The following is a 17231-nucleotide window of genomic DNA, read 5'->3' on the forward strand; positions in this document are numbered from 1 at the left end:
GCTTTCTTTTTAGAATATAAAAATCATTATCTTCCGTTTGCTCAATTATCGTCCCGTTTCCGTTTTCGTAGTTAGGAACATAAGAAATCGGCGGAGTCTCTTTCAGATAACCGGCAAAACATCTGCCGACAACTGCATATTTAACAGGATTCCCATCTTTGTCTTTCGCATTTTTTTGAACTTCGACAGTTACCCAATTACTTGTAATCCCGTCAATCGTTTCCTTTTTATCTTCAATATCGATAATTTTTACTCTGGTTCCTTTATTTAAAACAGTTATGATTTTATTTTCGGCATAGGGTGTTCTAAGCCGCAAATTATCGGTCGTGACCATATCTTTATATAATTCCAATTTTGTTTGCGCAAAGGCGAAAAAAGAGAAAAAAGCAAAGGGTAATAATATAAAAAAACGTTTCATGCAATCTCCTGTTTTTCAAATATCAATTCGATTGCTTGATATTGGAACAATTTTTATTTATAAGCGACGAAAGCGCGAATGTCAATGCCCTTGACAAATGCGATTGCTTTTCGCTAGAGTAAACGCATGAAACACGGCTTTTCCGTAAAAAACGATATGCGCTCATTCGTTGCGGGCGGCTTTTTGTCGGCGGCATACTCTTATTATCGCTATCGCTTTTTCTCCGCATGCGGAAGAGTCCCGCCGGCCTAAGGCTGCGTATGTGTTTTACTGAAAGCAGGTAAACAGAGGGAACTCTCCGGAGTTCCCTCTGTTATTTTAAATTATTACGGGAGTATGCCATGATTATTGTCTTGAAAAAGAATGCGACGGATGCCGCAATGCAGAATTTTATCCGACAGTGGAAAGAAAAAGGCTACGGCGTTCACGTTTCACGCGGTGAAGAAGCGACGATCCTCGGTTTGCTCGGTGATACGACAAAGCTCGATACGGAAAGCGTTATCGCCGACCCGATCGTCGAAGACGTAAAGCGCGTTACGGCTCCGTACAAAATGGCAAACCGCGCTTTCCATCCGGATAACACGGTGATCGCCGTCGGGGAAGGAAAAAATGCAGTACGATTCGGCGGCGACACGGTTCCGGTGATCGCAGGTCCGTGTTCCGTTGAAAGCGAAGAGCAGGTCGTCGCGATTGCAAAAGAAGTCAAAAAGGCGGGCGCAAAATTGCTGAGGGGCGGTGCGTTCAAACCGCGCACGTCTCCGTACGCTTTTCAAGGGCTCGGTGCGCTCGGCCTTGAATTTTTAAAATCGGCAAAAAAGGAAACGGGGCTTCCGATCGTTACCGAATTGATGGACGTGCGCCAGCTGCAGTATTTCGCCGATGTCGATGTCATTCAAATCGGGGCGCGCAATATGCAGAACTTCGATTTGTTAAAAGAGATGGGCAGGGAGGGAAAACCGATTTTATTAAAACGCGGCATGGCGGCAACGATTAAAGAACTGCTTATGTCAGCCGAGTATATCATGGCGAGCGGCAACGAAAACGTCATACTCTGCGAGCGCGGCGTGCGTACCTTCGATTCCTATACGCGCAACTGCCTCGACGTGAGCGCCGTTCCGTACTTGCACAAAGTGAGCCATCTTCCCGTCATCATCGATCCGAGCCACGCGTGCGGTATGAGCTGGATGGTGCCCACGCTTGCAAAGGCCGCTGTTGCGGCAGGCGCGGACGGCCTCATTATCGAAGTGCATAACGATCCCGGCCGCGCGCTGTGCGACGGAGAGCAGAGCCTCCGCCCCGACGAATTCGCCGCTTTGATGAAAGCTCTCGCCCGGGGAGCGGAAATCGAAGGCCGGCGCGTATGACGGTATCGTACATAATGCACACAGCTTACGGGGGAAATTATGAATGCAATGAATAATCTGCAAGATGCCGTTTACGGCATCGTAGGACTCGGTATCATGGGCGGATCGATCGCAAAAGCGATCCGCGCCAACGTGCTCGATATGCCGGAAGCTCGAGGAAAAATTTTTGCGTGCGATTCGCTGCCCGCGACGCTAGACGCCGCCGTTCGCGACGGTGTTATCGACAAAGGTTTTGCTCCGAGCGATGCAGGCGCCATGCTTTCCGAATGCGATATCGTCTATATCTGCCTCTATCCTCATGCGACGCTCGAATTTATTAAAACGCACCGGAACGATTTTAAAAGCGCTTCGATCGTTACCGACATAAGCGGCGTCAAAACGTTTTTAGCCGACGGCCTTGCGGATTTTTCGAGGAACGACGTCGATTGTATCTTCGGGCATCCGATGGCGGGCGGAGAAAAAGAAGGCTATGTCAATTCGAACGGCGCGTATTTTAAAGGGCGGAATTACATTCTGATGCTGCGGCCTTCGAATAAAGTCGAAAACGTCGAGCTCATAAAAAGCCTCATCGCAGCGATGGGCTTTACGCGCATCGTCGAAACGGACTGCAAAACTCACGATCGCAAAATCGCATTTACGAGCCAGCTCTGTCACGTCATTGCGTCGGCTCTTGTGAAAAGCGCCGAAAACGAAACGATCACCGAATTCGGCGGCGGCAGTTTTGAAGATTTGACGCGCATCGCGATGATCAATGCACCGCTGTGGACGGAACTTTTTCTCGCAAATAAAGACGAACTCCTTTCGCATATCGCAGCCTTTGAAAAGCAGCTTGCGTTTATGAAAAAAGCCGTCGCGGAAAACGACGCCGCTTCGCTTGAAGCGTACCTCGCCGACGTGCGCACGCGCCGAATGAATATGGGAACCTTCGTCGTCAAAACGAGTAAACCTTCGTATTGACGAGGAGAAGACCGTTCATTAGAATTGATAATTATGACCGATCTTGAAGTGCTCGACGGAGCGATCCGTCGTGTTCCCGACTTTCCGAAGCCGGGCATTCTTTTTTACGATATCACCGGTATCTTCGTCAACCCCGAGGCGTTTTCGTTTTGCATCGACAGTATGGTAAACATATATCGCGATAAAAATATAGATGCGGTTGCCGGTGTCGAATCGCGCGGCTTTTTGTTTGCAGCTCCCTTTGCCCTTCGCATGGGGATCCCCCTTGTGCTCGTGCGCAAAAAAGGAAAGCTGCCGGGCGATAAATATACGTGCGCGTATTCGCTTGAATACGGACAGGCTGAAATCGAAGCGCATAAATCGGATATCGAAAAAGGAAAGCGCTATCTCATCGTCGACGATCTCATCGCGACGGGAGGAACGCTCCAAGCTTCCCGCAATCTTATCGAACAGGGCGGAGGGGTCGTTTCGGATTTTTTCGGTGTCATAGGACTCGCCGACCTGCACTACAAAGAAGCGCTTGAGCCGATACGCGTTACGACGCTCATCGATTATCACGGTGCGTGATCGCAGCTATGCTTAAGGGATAGCTCTGAAATTTATAATTTCTGGAAATTATTAATTATTAAATACGGATGTCTTTATGAATGAATTGCCGTTGCATTACAAGCAGATACTGAATTCAAAAGAGACGGAACACGCGATCGTCCTGATAAAAAATTTTTTCCAAACGGCGCTTTCGACCGAATTGAATTTGACGCGCGTCACGGCGCCTCTTTTCGTGCAGAGCGGGATCGGCGTAAATGACGATTTGAACGGCGTCGAACAGCCGGTATCGTTTCCGGTAAAAGATATGGGAAACAAGCGCATGGAAATCGTGCAGTCGCTCGCCAAATGGAAGCGGCTCAAAGTGACGGAACTCGGCATGAAAGCGGGCTTCGGCATTTATACCGATATGAATGCGATCCGTCCCGACGAAACGCTCGACGCTATTCATTCCCTGTACGTCGATCAATGGGATTGGGAAATGGTGATTACGCCTGAAAACCGTACCGTATTTTATTTGCACGAAATCGTAAAAAAAATCTACCGCTGCCTGAAGCGCGCCGAGTTTTATATTTACGATGACTATTCTGCGATCGCGCCGTCTCTCCCGGAAAATATTACGCTTTTGTACGCCGACGATTTGGAAAAGGAATACCCCGCGCTTACTCCGCACGAACGGGAAGCGAAGGCCGCAAAAAAATACGGTGCGGTGTTTATCACCGGCATCGGCGGAAAAATGCCGAGCGGATCCGTTCACGACGGACGCGCGCCCGATTACGACGATTGGATCACCGAAACGGGCGACGGACATCGCGGCTTGAATGGCGACATCATCGTGTGGAACAGCGTGTTGAAAGCGCCGCTCGAACTTTCGTCCATGGGCATCCGCGTTTCTCCCGAATCGCTGAAAGCGCAGCTCAAAGAGCGGGGCTGTACCGACCGCGAAAAATTCGAGTTTCATAGAAAATTGTTAAAAGGCGAATTGCTGCAGACGCTCGGCGGCGGTATCGGACAGTCGCGCTTGTGTATGTTTCTGCTCAGGAAAGCGCACATCGGCGAAACGCAGGTGAGCATTTGGCCGAAAAAAATTATTAAAGACTGCGCCGATGCAGGCGTCACGCTCTTGTAGCGCGGAAAGCAAATTAAGGAAACTGTTCAAAACTGCTTTGCAGTTCACTTCGGCGAACTTCTTAAAACAGTTTCCTTACGGAACCGACCGATAGGCTTGCAGTTTTTGGACAGCCCTCTCCAGTGGAAACGATTTTTTTTGTTGCCGACGAAACTTCCCGCCTCGACGATCTTTTGCGAAAAAAGCTGCCGCCGTATTTCGGCGGTGACGTACCCGTAAGCAATTCAAAAATACGACGCCTCATCGTCGCGGGTGCGGTATTTTCGGACGGCGTGCAGTGCCGCATTCCCGCATATACGGTGAAAAAGGGAAGCCGCATCGAAGTAAAAATCGACCGGGGAAAATTTTTTTACGAAAAGCAAAACGACGACATATCCTTCGAACTTTCGAAACAATCGATTTTATACGAAGACGATTTTTTAATAATCGTCGACAAACCCGATCGTTTTCTGACCGAACCGACGGTTGCAGGCAATCGCGGCAATATGCACGACGCCGTCATCGCTTGGCTGTGGAAGGAAAATCCTTCGCTTCGGAATAAACCGTATGCGGGTATCATGCATCGCCTCGACAGAACGACGAGCGGAGTATTGCTTTTTACAAAACAGCGCTCGGTAAACGCGCGCATGCACGAACTGTTCGAAAGCGGCGCCGTAGAAAAAACATATCGCGCTCTCGCCGCAAAACCGCTCGTGCCGCCCGATGTGCAATTCAGCGTCGAAAGCCGGATCGGGAAACTCGGCGGGAGCGGTATGTGGGGCGAAGTAGGGGACGGGCGAGGGCGCTTTGCGCGAACGGATTTTACGGTGCTCGGCGAATGCGTTTGGAACGGAAAAAAATTATTAAAAATCGAAGCACGGCCGATCACGGGTCGCACGCATCAAATCCGCATCCATCTCGCCTCAAGCGGTATGCCGATTTTCGGTGACGAACGCTACGGCGGCGAAAAGGCGGAGCGGCTTTTTCTGCACGCCTATTCGATTTCGTTTGCGCATCCGGTAAGCGGCGATATGCTCACCGTGCGTGCAAAGCTGCCGGACGGATTTTAGCGACGGAAAAATTGCATACGGTTTTATACTTGACGCCCCGCGTCGGGGTATTAAACCCTCCGCACGAATAAAAAAAGCTGCCGAAAAGGCAACAGCTTTCGGCAGCCATATACGATGCGTATGTTTTTACAGCGAGTCGTAGAATGCTTTTACGAGCAGCGCCGCGACGTATGCTCCCGGATCGAGCAATTCCCGGGATGCTTCTCCGCGCGTTGCCGCCCGACCGTGCACGGCAAGCATTCCCTTTGTGTTTTCATAACCGCGCATCGCTTCTTCGGCTGCGTGTGCGGCGCTCTCTTTGAGCGGCAGTTCGACGGAGTCCGTGAGCGCTTTTACTGCAGGATAAAGACCGTCGACAAATGTTTTATCGCCCTGTTTTGCTTTGCCGAGATTCATTACGCCTTCGAGATATGCACCGAACAACGCGTTGATATTTTCACGCGACAGTTCCGTAACGCCTTTCAACGCTTTCCCCGCATGCATAAGACCTGCCGCCATGAGCGTGCCCATCGTCGAGGGGACGGCGGATCCCATCGCTTTTCCTGCGGCGTACAACATTTTTCCGCAGTCGCTTTCGGGAGAGTCTTTAATCGCATTGTACGCAGCGGTAAATCCGTCGCTCATTGTCAATCCGAGGTCTCCGTCTCCGACGACGCTGTCTTTTTTTATAAGTTCGTCTTTCCGTTCGGTCATAATGTCAGAGGCGGATTTTAAAAAATTTTTTATTAATAAAGCATCCATATTTTCATTTCCTCATAGTTGTGTAAAAAACGGCGTATGAGCGGGAGCGTCAAGATATTTTTTTAATTCGTCGTCCAATTTCAAAACGCTGATCGATATGCCCGCCATCTCAAGCGATGTAACGTATTCGCCGACATAATAGCGGTGTACGCCGATACCGCGCGCTTTCATGATTTCATTGACCTTTTTTACGATAATGTACTGTTCATCGAGAGGTGTCGCTCCGAGTCCGTTGATGAGCACGGCCGTTTCATCGCCCGTGTTAAACGGCAGATCGTTTAATATTGTATCGAGCATCTCTTGAGCGATATTATCGGCGCTTTCGAGTTTTCCGCGCCTTATTCCCGTTTCTCCGTGAATCCCCATGCCGATTTCCATTTCGTCTTCGTCGATCGTAAAGCCCGGTTTTCCGACGCGGGGTACAACGCAGGGCGTCAATGCAACGCCCATCGTACGTACATTTGCCGCGGCCTTTTCCGCAATTCGCTTCACTTCTTCAAGCGGGAGCATCGCATCCGCGGCAGCGCCCGCACATTTATATACGAATACGATACCTGCGACACCTCGTCGTTTGCTTTTTTCTCCTTGTGCCGGGGCGGCGGAAGCGACATCGTCCGCACCGAGAACGGTTTCCACTTTTATGTTCTCTTCGAAATCGGCCTGTTCCGCCGCCATATCGAAATTGAAAATATCGCCGTTATAGTTGCCGTAAATGTAAAGTACGCCCGCTCCGCTGTCTATGTATTTCGTACAGGCGAGCATTTGATCCGCACTCGGGCTTTGAAATACATCGCCGACCGAGCATGCATCGAGCATTCCTTTGCCGACATATCCGAGAAAAAGCGGTAAGTGTCCGGAACCGCCGCCCGTCGCGATGCCGACTTTGCCCTGTTTTTTATTTGCGGTTACAAGACAATGGACATCCCCGTTTGTATAGGTGATGAGATCCGGATGCGCAATGTACAGACCCTCGAGCATCTCTTTTACATAATCTTCCGGTTTGTTGATGATTTTTTTCATTACCCGTTTCTCCTGTTATGATCGATTTATAAAAATTATTAAAGATTACAATGTAATTTCCAGCTGTTCATTCTCTTGGTACGCCGAAACGACGCAATCCGTTTTATATGTTCGCTCGGGAAGCGCAATGAGGACGTGTCCCGTTTCTTTTTCTATTGAAAACGGACACAAATGATAAACGCCTGCGTTGAGGCGTACGAGCGTTCCCTTCGGCACGATAAACGCTTCCGTTTTTTCAGGGATGAGTTTGTTGCTTGCAGGCGCGACATGGATAACGATGTCGGTGTCCAAAGGTAAAATGATTTCGCCGGTATGGTCGTGATATTCGACCGAATCCACGATCATTGCATCGCGCTTATGTACGACAAGCGGTGAAAAGCCGACAGGCGCATTGAATTTTACGGGGAAAAGAACTCTATCGGGATAAAAGCCTCCCAAGTCGTGACCTTCCGGATGTAAAAGGTCGGTAAAACTTCCGAACCGATTAAATGCATCGACTGACAATTTTTGCGCTTTAATTTTTCTCATAATGATTACTCCTTTTCTTTTCTTTCTTCGATATATTTTGAAATCAGTACTGTGATAACTAAAATAATACCGAATACGAATGTTGCAACAAAAGAATTGACACGCCGTAAATTGAATGCACTTGAAATAAGTTGCAAAACAAAAACCGCGAGCATGACCCCGAATACATTGCCTTCTCCTCCGTTCGGGTTCGTTCCGCCGAGGACTACGATGAGCAGCGTCAACATAGTGTAGGAAGAGCCGTAATTGCTTTTTGCCGAATTGTAGTGCGACGAGATTAAAATACCGCTGAGCGCACTGAGAATTCCGCCGATGGCATACGTCATCACGGTAACTTTCACCGTATTTATGCCGCTGTATTTTGAAGCGGTTTCGTTGGTACCGAGGAATTTAAGCTCCTGTCCGTAGACGGTTGAACGCATGATGAATGCCATAACGCAGGTGATGAGCATAAACACGTAAAACGGTATCGGAATTCCGAGGAACCTGCCGTTTGAAATCATCGAAAAAGATTCGGGAAGACCGGTAAGCGCAGGCCCTTTCGTGATCGCGAGGCCGAGTCCTTCGTACAACTGGAGACCGCACAGCGTCACGAGCATTGCGGGTATTTTTAAGTAGCCGATCAAAAATCCGTTTATTAATCCGCAACAAAGTCCGACGATGAGCGAGAGACAGACAGCTATGATAATTGAAACGGGAGAGCCGCCGTTTGCGAGCATAAAGCATGCTCCGATGATGCTTGACAGATTCGCTATGCCGACGAGGGACAGATCGATACCGCCTGAGATCATCGCAATCATCATTCCGTAACACATGATGCCGTATTCGGGCAGCTGGATAAACATACCGCGCATATTCGCCGCTCGGAGAAAACGACGAGGTTCGAGAATACTCATGATAACGATGATTGCTATGATCATACCGAGCAACATGAGATTTTCGCCGTACGGTTTTCTTATCGGTTTTATTTTTTTTATCACAGTCATAGTATCCCGTCCTTATATCTTTTCGCTGTTTTGTATACGCTTCGCTCTGATCGATGTGATACTCGTGCCGAGTACGATAATCAATCCGATGACGAAAGTTTGAAAACGAGTGGGAACTCCGACCATGACGAGATTGTTTTGAATCAGCGCGATCAGCAAAATACCGAGTACGGTACCGATGACGGTGCCGTGTCCTCCGGTAATGCGGGTACCTCCTACGACGATGGCTGCGATGACCATCATTTCACTGCCCATTAAATTTTTCGCGGTAGCCTGCCGCATAAGGATCGTGTGGGTGACGCCGCCTACTGCCGCAAGAATTCCGCCTGCGGTATATACGACCGATTGTATGAAATTTACTCGGACGCCTGCGATGCGAGCCGCATTTTTATCCCCGCCGATCGCATATATGCCTCTGCCGAACATTGTGTATTTTAAAACGATATAGAGCAGGACGAGCACTATGATCGGAATGAGAATAAAACTTGTCATTTCGAAGCGTATCCCGTTTTTGTTTATATAGCTGAATAGAAATTGCTTTGAAAGAGAATCGATATGCGGAGGGATATTCGAATACTCTTTGGTACCTAAAAATGCGAGCGTACCTCCGTTCAATATACTGCTTACTCCGAGCGTCGCAATAAGCGGCGGAATATTTCGGTATACGATGAGGAATGCGTTCAGTAAGCCTATTGCGAAACCGAGCAGGCAGGCGAGACCGTAAAAGAAAGCTACATTATCGATGTTGTATGTCAATATGAGCCGTATCGTCGCGTATGACGTAAAGCAGGCGGTAGCCGGAAACGATACGTCGATGCCGCCCATGATGATGACGGTCATTTCTATCGCGGCAAATATCAAAGAAACGAGCATTGCACGCAAAAGAGTGATGATCGTCGAAAAACTGCAAAATGCGGGATTTACAATACCGATTACGGACGCGAGTACGATTATCGTGTATAAGACGATCGCTTCGTTCGACGTATACCAATCGTTTTTGATTCTTTTATCTCTGAGCATATTCATTTTTTTCCTCTTCGGTTACGGAGCTCATCATTGCGCTGATGTCTGATTCCCGTATATCGGTCACGTTGAAGACTCCCGAACTTTTTCCGTTTTTCATAATTATTAATTTATTGCAGTTGTAATACAACTCGCTCAAATCGTCGGTGATGATTATAACGCCCATCCCCTGTGCGGCGAGGTCGTGAAGGATGGCATGGATGTCCGCTTTCGCACCGACATCGACACCGACTGTCGGGCCGTTTAAGATGATGAGATCCGGATGCGTGTTCAGCCATTTTGCGATAACCATTTTTTGAGCGTTACCGCCGGAAAGCGTTTTTATAGGCGTTTCTACCGCAGAGGCGACACAGCCGATTTTTTTTATCCAATCGGCCGTTACCTGATCCATTTTTTGCAAATCGAGCCGTCCGTGTACCATGTAGTCGGAAATCGATGCCGCTACGGTATTGTCGCGTATCGAGCGCGACAAAAACAATCCTTGTGTGAGCCGGTCTTCGGGAACGTACGCGATTTTATTTGCAACCGCGTCGGATATGGAACGTATTTTCAATTCTTTACCGCGCAATTTGATCGTACCGCTTGTCGGCGGAATGATGCCGAAAAGCGTATCTCCGATTTCTCCGCGACCGGAACCGAGCAGACCGGTGATCCCGAGAACATCGCCTTTTTGCAATGTAAACGAAACGTTTTCAAAGCTCCCTTTGCGGCAAAGGTTTTGTACGTCGCAGATGACGTCGTCATCCGTTTTCGGAGGATCGTATTTTTCGTCCACGAGTTTCCGCCCCGTCATACATTCGATGAAACGGGAACGATCGAAATCGTTTATCGAACCTGAGGCGACATTTTCACCGTTGCGTAAAATGGTAAGCGTATCCGCAATTTCGTAAATTTCTTCGAGCTTATGATTGACGATGACAATCGCCATGCCGTCGTTTTTAAGATAGCGCAATACGTCGTAAAGCATTTTGACTTCGCATTCATTGAGTGCGGTCGTCGGTTCATCGAGGATGAGCAGCTTCGCATCATTGATGATGGCTCGGCATATCGCAACCATTTGTTTATTTGAAATGCTCAAACGTTCGACGGGGATATCGGTATCCATATCGGCACCGATCATACCCATCGCTTTCAATGCAAGTTCGCGCGAATCTTTCCAGTTGATGAATTTTCTGTTTTCCATGAGGTTTCGATTCATAACGATATTTTCCGCAACCGTAAGGTTCGGAAAGACGGCGAAATCCTGATAGATTACCTGTACGCCTTTATGAATCGCATCGATGGGAGTTAAATTTTTTACTTCCGTTCCTTCAAAAAAGATTTTTCCTGATGTCGGCTTTTTTACACCGGATACTATTTTGATCAATGTCGACTTTCCGCAGCCGTTTTCACCTGCAAGACAGTGTATCTCTCCGGGATAGACGGTCAGGTCGACGCCTTTCAACGCTTGTACGCCTGTAAATTCTTTCGTTATATGAGATAATCGCAAAAAATCTTTTGCCATTGTTGTCTTCCATAAAAAATCATCGCCGTTCGAAATCCCGCTGTGGACGACCGGCAGCCGATCCAATCCACACCGCAGGACTTCGGATGCGGCGCAATTGCAATAGTAATAAGAAATGCAGTGATGCCGAAAAAATATATGTATGCGGTTTTCAGCATATTTTGTTAAGAGACAAGGAAGACGTACACACATCTTCCTTGTTTGCCGTTTTGATTTAGAAATTGATGGACGGATCGTCTACGTTGCTTTTCGTAATGTCGATCCATGCCTGTCCGCTCAATACTTTGCCCTTTAACGAAAGATTCGTATATCCGGGGACGTTGAGGTTCATACCGTCTGAAATCTTTTCTTTTTCGAGTACTTTGAGGGCGAGCTGGATCATCGCTTTACCTGCGAGTGCAGGATCCCAAAATGATGCCATCGCGATGGTGCCGTCTTTGATATATTTTCCGGAGACGGAAACGAGCGATGTTCCGACGATGTGGACCTTACCTGCGAGACCGAGTTCTTCGACCGCAAGCGCCGCACCTGCCACATCGGGCATAGCCGATCCTTGAATGCCTTTAAGGTTGGGATTTGCCGTGAGGACTTCTTTTACCTTGTTGTACGACGTTTGGAGATTATCGGCCGTTTCGATTTTATCGCCGTATTGTTTCATGCCGGGGAATTTTTTCAACTGCAACGCTTTTGCGGCGTCGACCCATTGATTGTGCGATTCGCTTGTGAGAGAGCCGACTTCAAAAATATAATCGCCTTTTCCGCCGGTCAGTTCACCGAGTTTTTCCATAAAATGACGGCCGTATGCGTCGTTGTCGAACGCTTCGATATCGTAATCGATATTCGTCATGCCCGATGCTTCGTGGGAAATAACGACGATACCTTGATCGCGTGCTTTTTTCAAGACGGGTTCAAGCGCCTGGGTCGAAAACGGTACGACGCAGATAGCATCGACACCCTGACTGATGAGGTCTTCGATAAAACGTGCTTGGAGCGCGCCGTCGCCTTCCGACGGACCCGTATAAAACGCATCGATACCCGTTTCTTTCGCATAGTCTTTTACGCCGACTTCCATTCGTTGAAACCATGAAATGCTTGTCAACTTCGGAACGACGGCGATCCTATATTTTTTCCCCGAACCGCCTGCATCCTGCGCGCCGGTAGCAAATACTGCCATGTTTACGGTTAAAATTGCAACTGCCAACAGCAATCCCATTTTTTTCATTGGAGTCCTCCTAAAAATGTATCAAATAATATGTATTTGTTTTGCAGATAAAAGTATAAAGCCGAATTTTTGAGCTGTCAAGTTTTTTATAAGGCGTGCGACGTGCAAACGCCGCCGTGATTATCGCGCAGCCGCAACAACCGTGTATCGGGTTATTTACAAAAATCGGTATACAAGTTATAGTGAAACGCATGTGTCGCCAGGATGGTGGAATTGGTAGACACAAGGGACTTAAAATCCCTCGGCAGTTAAATGCCGTGCCGGTTCGATCCCGGTTCCTGGCAAAAGCCTTTATGTTTTCGGATACTCATTTTCATTTTTCCAAGATGTGTGAACGTGCGGGAATCGACGGCGCGGAAATCCTTTCAGCGATGGCGAAACGCGATTGTTTTTTTGCGCTCGACATAGGCACGGAAAGCGGCGATTTGACGACACGCAAAGAAATCATGGAAAAAGCGTTTTCGCGTGTAAGCGGAGAATTGCATGACGGCGCGCGGCATATGTTGCATTACACTGCAGGTTTGTGGCCTTCTCCCGATGCGATTACGCATCGAAAAGCGATGACGGAGACGCTGGAAAAAGATATTGCTTCGTTTCCCGAAAAGATTGCGGCAATCGGTGAGTGCGGCATCGACCGCCATTGGAATGCAGCGGGCGCCGACGGAAGAAGCGAAAACGATTTCGATCGGGCGATGCGCGACGGGGAGTGTGAACTCTTTGAAATGCAGATCGCGCTTGCAAAAAAATTAAAGCTTCCCCTTGTCGTGCACAGCCGCGACGGTTTTGAAGACACGTATCGGTGTATAAAAAAAGCGGATTACGACAGAGGGATCATCCACTGTTTTTCGTACGGTATCGAAGAAGCGCGAGCTTTCCTCGACTGTGGCTGGTACATCAGCTTCAGCGGTTCGGTTACATACGCAAAGCGCGGCAAAGCGGACGAAATGCAAAAGCTTTTGTCCTACGTTCCTTCGGACAGGATCCTCTGCGAAACCGATTCCCCGTACCTCGCTCCCGTTCCGTACCGCGGAAAAACGAATACGCCGCTTTTCGTCGAACACGTCTGTCGCTATGTCGCGCAGGCACGAAAAGTAAGCGCCGAGATGCTCAGCGAAACCGTCGATGAAAACTGCCGCTGTCTCTTTGAGATCGACGGATAGGGCGTGTCCGCTCATATACGAAAATATCACGTGTCCCCGATAGGCGTTGTCAGGTTATTGACACTTATTATGAAAAACAATATAGTAGTTTGCATATTTGCCGTAGAGCTTGGGCTATTAGCTCAGTAGGTAGAGCAACGCCCTTTTAAGGCGTGGGTCTGCAGTTCGAATCTGCAATAGCTCATTTCCGCGCGCTTCTTTTTGAGGCGCGTACCCTTCCAAGCATCACCGTCATATCGATTGTTTTCATTTTATTCCGTATACTGAAATTCTTAGAATTAAAATTTTCTCTTTTCAAAAATAAAAGACTATGGTATAATTTTATATATTTTGTGCCGAATGCTCGATCATAGGGGGCGATCTGCCTGCGCTGTTTCAGCGTCGCAGAATACCGCGAGTTCGGTCTTTCGGCGTTTGCGCCGTACTTGGAATGCGCGCGTCTTAAGGTAAAGATTTTAACTGCGGATAGCCGCAGTCTGTCGTTCAATAACAATGCATGCTTCATTATTAGTGGCATAAGGGGGTGTGAGCAGGTTATGAAAGGCGAAATGTTTTACGTCGTAGCGCCGGTATCGCAAGTGTGGGTCTACAAAGACAAAAAGGAAGCGGAAGCGATGGCGGAAAAGAATAACTGCAACTGCATGGGATTTGCGGATATGCAGGGATCGACAAAGCAGACGCTGCCTATGGTAACGATACGCGGAAAGGGAAAATAAGTTTTACGTATTCGTTCACGGGAGGGGTAGATGAACGAATGGCTCAAAAGGCTTACTGAATCTATACGAAATTTGTGGGCGAAAGGAACGGTCGTGCAGAAGATCGTGTTCTTCGGCCTTGTTGCGCTCGTCATCGTCGCGATCGTGCTCGCGGCGTCTCTTTCGTCGCGTCCGACGACGGTCAGGCTTTTCAATTCGCCGGTTACCGACGAGACGGCGCGGACGAGGATCCTCGACAAATTGAGCGAACAAAACGTCGAAGCGTACGTGACCGACGACGGTTATATTTCCGTCGGAGACGAACGCACTGCGCGGCGCATGAGGGACGTACTTATCGGCGAGGGACTTGTTCCGTCGAACATCGATCCGTTCGCATCGTTTTACAATCGAAGCTGGTCGACGACGGATGCCGAACAAAACGTGCGTCTGAAAAACGCGATCACGCAGACGGTCAAACAGCACCTCGAAGCGATCGACGACATAACGAAGGCCGACGTCAATATCGTCCTGCCCGACAATTCGCTGTTTATCTCCGAACAAAATCCGGTGACCGCAAGCATCATCCTGCGCGTAAAGCCTATGAGTTCTCTGCTGCAGGATCCCAGGCGCATACGCGGCATTCAAAGCCTCGTGCAGACGGCGGTCGAAGGATTGCGTCCCGAAAACATCACGATCACCGATGCCGACGGCAATGTCTTGAACGATTTCGCCGCGATGGATGCGATCGATACCGTCAATCTCGTCGCGCGCCAGCAGCGAGAAATTCAAAAGCTCGAAGCCTACTACCGCGCGCAGATTTTAAAATCGCTTCAAAGCACGTATACCGAAGACCGCCTGCGCGATTTGAATATCAAAATCGATATGGATATGTCGAAGCGCACGAGCGATTCTACGATCTACACGCCGATTCAAATCCGCGCCGACAATCCGCGCACTCCCTGGGACGATTCTGAACTCCGCGATTCGCTGACGATTTCGCAGCAGACCGTTACGAAAGAGTGGCAGGGTACGGGCTTTAATCCCGAAGGACCCGCGGGCACCGAAGGGCAGACGCCGCCCGTGTATTCGGATATGTCGAACGTCATCGGGCGTTCTACCGAAACGGGCGTTACGCAAAACAACGTCGTCAACACTACTCAGGAGCACAAAGAGACGAGTCCGCAGATAGACCGTGTTTCGGTTGCGGCGAACGTCGACGGTACGTGGACGACGCAGCTCGATCCGAAAACCCATCAGCCGGTCATAGATCCGGAAACGGGCAGGATCCGGCGCGTGTATACGCCCGTTCCGACCGATACGCTCGTGCAGACTGCGAACTATATTCAAGGAGCTGTAGGCTACGACGTGAGCAAAAATTATATCGTAACCGTGACGAATATTCCGTACGACAGGACTGCGCAGTTTGCCGCAGAAGACGAAGCGTATTTTGCGGGCATCAGGCGGCGTCTTGCGATTATGATTTCACTCGGCGCGATTGCGCTCGTGCTCGTCCTGTTCATCGTCATCCGCCTCGTCATGCGGGAGCTCGAACGGAGGCGCAGGCTTCGCGAAGAAGAGCTTTTGCGCCAGCAGCAGGCGGCCCGCGAACAGGCGCTGTGGGATGCAAAAGAAGAGAGCGTGGGCGTTACGATGTCCGTCGAAGAGTCGCGGAGGGCGGAGCTTCAGGAAAATGCGATCGCGATGGCAAAAGAGCATCCGGAGGACGTTGCGATGCTCATACGCACGTGGCTGATGGAGGAGTGACAGTATGGCAGAAGAAGCGAAAAGCACAGCCGCAAAATCGAACAATCCGAAGCCGATTCCGAAGCCCGGCAGCTTAAAAACGCCGACGGCGGCGGGCGGCAAAAAAGGCATAAAAGATTACAAGAGTTTGACAGGCAGGCAAAAAGCCGCCATATTCCTCGTATCGCTCGGCAGCGACGTTTCCGCCGAAATCATGAAGCATCTTCGCGAAGACGAAGTCGAAACGCTGACGTTTGAAATAGCGCGCTTGGAAACGATCGACGCGGAATTTAAAGACGCCGTTCTCGAAGAATTCCAAGAGCTGATGAACGCGCAGAATTTCATCACGACCGGCGGTATAGACTATGCGCGCGAACTCCTCGAAAAATCGCTCGGAAGCCAAAAAGCGATCGATATCATCAACCGTCTCACGAGTTCGCTCCAAGTACGTCCTTTCGACTTTATACGGAGAACCGATCCCGCGCACTTGCTGAACTTCATTCAACAGGAATACCCGCAGACGATAGCGCTCATCCTTGCGTATTTGGAACCGGGCAAAGCCGCCGTCATTCTCCAAAATCTGCCGGAAGAGATGCAGCCGGAAGTTTCGAAGCGCCTGGCGACGATGGACAGAACTTCCCCCGATGTTTTGCGCGAAGTCGAACGCGTGCTCGAAAAAAAACTTTCTACGCTTTCGAGCGAAGATTACACCGCAGCAGGCGGCGTCGACAGCATCGTAGAAATTTTGAACCTTGTCGACCGCTCTTCGGAAAAGGCGATCATCGAATCGCTTGAAGAAGAAGATCCCGATTTGGCCGAAGAGATCAAAAAGAAAATGTTCGTCTTCGAAGATATCGTTATGCTCGACGACCGCGCTATCCAAAAAGTATTGCGTGAAGTCGATACGCAGGAACTCGCAAAAGCGCTCAAATCCGTCGATACGGAAGTGCAGGATAAAATTTTCCGCAATATGTCCAAGCGCGCGGCGAGCATGTTAAAAGAAGATATGGAATTCATGGGACCGGTGCGCCTCAAAGACGTCGAAGAATCGCAGCAAAAAATCGTTTCAACGATCCGCCGTCTTGAAGATTCCGGTGAAATCGTTATCGCCCGTTCGGGTGAAGACGAACTCGTAAGTTGACGGCA

Annotated in this window: 16 protein-coding genes, 2 tRNA genes and 1 pseudogene; 11 read left to right on the forward strand and 8 right to left on the reverse strand. The window is 49.2% G+C overall.

The genetic code is table 11. The features are described from left to right. Positions 1-418, reverse strand: a pseudogene (locus tag JSQ97_RS08265) (hypothetical protein); the annotation flags it as partial. Positions 419-759: 341 nt separating this feature from the next. Between JSQ97_RS08265 and aroF the strand changes: the two are divergent. From aroF to JSQ97_RS08290, 5 genes are all read left to right on the forward strand, one after another. Then, the gene (gene aroF, locus JSQ97_RS08270) at positions 760-1782 is read left to right on the forward strand and encodes a 3-deoxy-7-phosphoheptulonate synthase (protein ID WP_205075620.1); all 1023 of its coding nucleotides are present in this window, start codon (positions 760-762) and stop codon (positions 1780-1782) included. A gap of 39 nt (positions 1783-1821) precedes the next feature. Further along, positions 1822-2739 carry a prephenate dehydrogenase gene (locus JSQ97_RS08275; RefSeq protein WP_205075621.1) on the forward strand — a complete coding sequence of 306 codons (918 nt, stop codon included), beginning with the start codon at positions 1822-1824 and terminating at the stop codon, positions 2737-2739. A 33-nt stretch (positions 2740-2772) separates the two neighbouring features. Beyond that, the gene (locus tag JSQ97_RS08280; protein WP_205075622.1) at positions 2773-3306 is read left to right on the forward strand and encodes an adenine phosphoribosyltransferase; all 534 of its coding nucleotides are present in this window, start codon (positions 2773-2775) and stop codon (positions 3304-3306) included. Between the two features lie 76 nt (positions 3307-3382). Further along, positions 3383-4414: an aspartate--ammonia ligase gene (gene asnA, locus JSQ97_RS08285; protein WP_205075623.1), complete on the forward strand. Its 1032-nt coding sequence runs from the start codon at positions 3383-3385 to the stop codon at positions 4412-4414. 122 nt (positions 4415-4536) lie between these two features. Continuing rightward, positions 4537-5463, forward strand: coding sequence for an RluA family pseudouridine synthase (locus tag JSQ97_RS08290; protein WP_205075624.1), 927 nt, complete (start codon positions 4537-4539; stop codon positions 5461-5463). 126 nt (positions 5464-5589) lie between these two features. On the opposite strand, the gene JSQ97_RS08295 is transcribed toward JSQ97_RS08290, so the two are convergent. From JSQ97_RS08295 to JSQ97_RS08325, 7 genes are all read right to left on the reverse strand, one after another. Further along, a complete protein-coding gene (locus JSQ97_RS08295) occupies positions 5590-6204 on the reverse strand; it encodes a dihydroxyacetone kinase family protein (RefSeq protein WP_187385021.1) in 615 nt (204 codons plus the stop codon). Positions 6205-6216: 12 nt separating this feature from the next. Then, positions 6217-7224 (reverse strand): dihydroxyacetone kinase subunit DhaK, encoded by a 1008-nt coding sequence (locus JSQ97_RS08300; protein ID WP_205075625.1) that lies wholly within the window; start codon positions 7222-7224, stop codon positions 6217-6219. Between the two features lie 45 nt (positions 7225-7269). Beyond that, a complete protein-coding gene (locus JSQ97_RS08305) occupies positions 7270-7752 on the reverse strand; it encodes a DUF4867 family protein (protein ID WP_205075626.1) in 483 nt (160 codons plus the stop codon). Positions 7753-7757: 5 nt separating this feature from the next. Then, entirely contained in the window at positions 7758-8732 is a 975-nt protein-coding gene (locus tag JSQ97_RS08310) for an ABC transporter permease (protein ID WP_370590047.1), read from the reverse strand. Positions 8733-8750: 18 nt separating this feature from the next. Next, positions 8751-9764 carry an ABC transporter permease gene (locus tag JSQ97_RS08315; protein WP_239447042.1) on the reverse strand — a complete coding sequence of 338 codons (1014 nt, stop codon included), beginning with the start codon at positions 9762-9764 and terminating at the stop codon, positions 8751-8753. Next, the gene (locus JSQ97_RS08320; RefSeq protein ID WP_205075628.1) at positions 9745-11265 is read right to left on the reverse strand and encodes a sugar ABC transporter ATP-binding protein; all 1521 of its coding nucleotides are present in this window, start codon (positions 11263-11265) and stop codon (positions 9745-9747) included. The genes JSQ97_RS08315 and JSQ97_RS08320 overlap by 20 nt, the downstream gene beginning before the upstream one ends. Before the next feature lie 214 nt (positions 11266-11479). Then, positions 11480-12487, reverse strand: coding sequence for an autoinducer 2 ABC transporter substrate-binding protein (locus JSQ97_RS08325; protein ID WP_205075629.1), 1008 nt, complete (start codon positions 12485-12487; stop codon positions 11480-11482). Between the two features lie 198 nt (positions 12488-12685). On the opposite strand from JSQ97_RS08325, the gene JSQ97_RS08330 reads away from it, so the two are divergent. The 6 genes from JSQ97_RS08330 to fliG all read left to right on the forward strand — a co-directional run bounded on the left by JSQ97_RS08330 (position 12686) and on the right by fliG (position 17226). Beyond that, positions 12686-12771 (forward strand) — tRNA-Leu (locus tag JSQ97_RS08330). A gap of 9 nt (positions 12772-12780) precedes the next feature. Then, entirely contained in the window at positions 12781-13647 is an 867-nt protein-coding gene (locus JSQ97_RS08335; protein WP_205075630.1) for a TatD family hydrolase, read from the forward strand. 111 nt (positions 13648-13758) lie between these two features. Beyond that, positions 13759-13831, forward strand: a tRNA-Lys gene (locus JSQ97_RS08340). Between the two features lie 352 nt (positions 13832-14183). Beyond that, positions 14184-14363, forward strand: a complete 180-nt coding sequence (locus JSQ97_RS08345) for a hypothetical protein (protein WP_187385644.1) — start codon at positions 14184-14186, stop codon at positions 14361-14363. 30 nt (positions 14364-14393) lie between these two features. Beyond that, on the forward strand, positions 14394-16106 hold the full coding sequence (gene fliF / locus JSQ97_RS08350) for a flagellar basal-body MS-ring/collar protein FliF (RefSeq protein WP_205075631.1): 1713 nt from the start codon (positions 14394-14396) through the stop codon (positions 16104-16106). Between the two features lie 4 nt (positions 16107-16110). Beyond that, on the forward strand, positions 16111-17226 hold the full coding sequence (gene fliG / locus JSQ97_RS08355; protein WP_239447044.1) for a flagellar motor switch protein FliG: 1116 nt from the start codon (positions 16111-16113) through the stop codon (positions 17224-17226). Positions 17227-17231 lie beyond the last annotated feature (5 nt).

This window comes from Treponema sp. Marseille-Q4523, from assembly GCF_016901105.1.
Taxonomy (GTDB): domain Bacteria; phylum Spirochaetota; class Spirochaetia; order Treponematales; family Treponemataceae; genus Treponema_D.

Coding starts and splice junctions, on each gene's coding strand:
- JSQ97_RS08335 (WP_205075630.1), top strand. CDS start 12,781: ATGTTTTCGGATACTCATTTTCATTTTTCCAAGATGTGTGAACGTGCG.
- JSQ97_RS08325 (WP_205075629.1), bottom strand. CDS start 12,487: ATGAAAAAAATGGGATTGCTGTTGGCAGTTGCAATTTTAACCGTAAAC.
- JSQ97_RS08300 (WP_205075625.1), bottom strand. CDS start 7,224: ATGAAAAAAATCATCAACAAACCGGAAGATTATGTAAAAGAGATGCTC.
- JSQ97_RS08305 (WP_205075626.1), bottom strand. CDS start 7,752: ATGAGAAAAATTAAAGCGCAAAAATTGTCAGTCGATGCATTTAATCGG.
- JSQ97_RS08280 (WP_205075622.1), top strand. CDS start 2,773: ATGACCGATCTTGAAGTGCTCGACGGAGCGATCCGTCGTGTTCCCGAC.
- fliF (WP_205075631.1), top strand. CDS start 14,394: ATGAACGAATGGCTCAAAAGGCTTACTGAATCTATACGAAATTTGTGG.
- fliG (WP_239447044.1), top strand. CDS start 16,111: ATGGCAGAAGAAGCGAAAAGCACAGCCGCAAAATCGAACAATCCGAAG.
- JSQ97_RS08315 (WP_239447042.1), bottom strand. CDS start 9,764: ATGAATATGCTCAGAGATAAAAGAATCAAAAACGATTGGTATACGTCG.
- JSQ97_RS08320 (WP_205075628.1), bottom strand. CDS start 11,265: ATGGCAAAAGATTTTTTGCGATTATCTCATATAACGAAAGAATTTACA.
- JSQ97_RS08275 (WP_205075621.1), top strand. CDS start 1,822: ATGAATGCAATGAATAATCTGCAAGATGCCGTTTACGGCATCGTAGGA.
- JSQ97_RS08295 (WP_187385021.1), bottom strand. CDS start 6,204: ATGGATGCTTTATTAATAAAAAATTTTTTAAAATCCGCCTCTGACATT.
- JSQ97_RS08345 (WP_187385644.1), top strand. CDS start 14,184: ATGAAAGGCGAAATGTTTTACGTCGTAGCGCCGGTATCGCAAGTGTGG.
- aroF (WP_205075620.1), top strand. CDS start 760: ATGATTATTGTCTTGAAAAAGAATGCGACGGATGCCGCAATGCAGAAT.
- asnA (WP_205075623.1), top strand. CDS start 3,383: ATGAATGAATTGCCGTTGCATTACAAGCAGATACTGAATTCAAAAGAG.